Source organism: Ottowia cancrivicina (assembly GCF_029813755.1).
GTDB lineage: Bacteria > Pseudomonadota > Gammaproteobacteria > Burkholderiales > Burkholderiaceae_C > Ottowia > Ottowia massiliensis.
On sequence record NZ_JARVII010000080.1, the window covers coordinates 1 to 766 of the forward strand.

Annotated in this window: 1 protein-coding gene; it reads left to right on the forward strand. The window is 69.8% G+C overall.

Features of this window, described 5'->3' with window-relative positions; translation table 11 throughout:
- Positions 1-32: 32 nt before the first annotated feature.
- The coding region (locus tag QB898_RS13115; RefSeq protein ID WP_279525305.1) for an SDR family oxidoreductase at positions 33-766 on the forward strand (734 nt) is incomplete at its 3' end.

The following is a 766-nucleotide window of genomic DNA, read 5'->3' on the forward strand; positions in this document are numbered from 1 at the left end:
CGCCCTGCCCTGCCGCCCCGCCGGCCGCTTCCATCGCCCTGGTCACCGGCGCCACGGCCGGGTTCGGCCAGGCCATCAGCCGCGCGCTGCTGCAAGCGGGCTGGCGCGTCATTGGCACGGGCCGCCGCGCAGACAGGCTTGAAGCCTTGCGGGCGCAGTGGCCCGAAGCCTTTTGGCCCCTGGCGTTTGACGTGGCCGACCGCGCCGCCGCCCAGGGCGCCCTGACCAGCCTGCCCGCCGCCTGGCAAGACGTGGACCTGCTCGTGAACAACGCGGGCCTGGCGCTGGGCCTGGAGCGCGCCGACCAGGCCAGCCTGGACGACTGGGACCGCATGATTGACACCAACATCCGGGGCCTGGCCACCCTCACCCGCCTGCTGCTGCCGCAAATGGTGCGGCGCAACCGGGGCTACGTCATCAACATCGGCTCCATCGCGGGCAACTGGCCCTATCCGGGCGGCAACGTCTATGGGGCCACCAAGGCGTTTGTCAAACAGTTCAGCCAGAACCTGCGCGCCGATCTGGCGGGCACGGCCATCCGCGTCAGCAACGTGGAGCCGGGCCTGTGCGGCGGCACCGAGTTTTCCAATGTGCGCTTCAAGGGCGACGATGAACGTGCCGCCAGCGTGTATGCCGGCGTGCAGGCCATCAGCCCCGAAGACATCGCCCGCATCGTGCTCTGGCTGGTGCAGCAGCCCCCGCATGTGAACGTGAACCGCATTGAAGTCATGCCCGTGGCGCAAAGCTTCGCGCCGCTTTCCGTGGC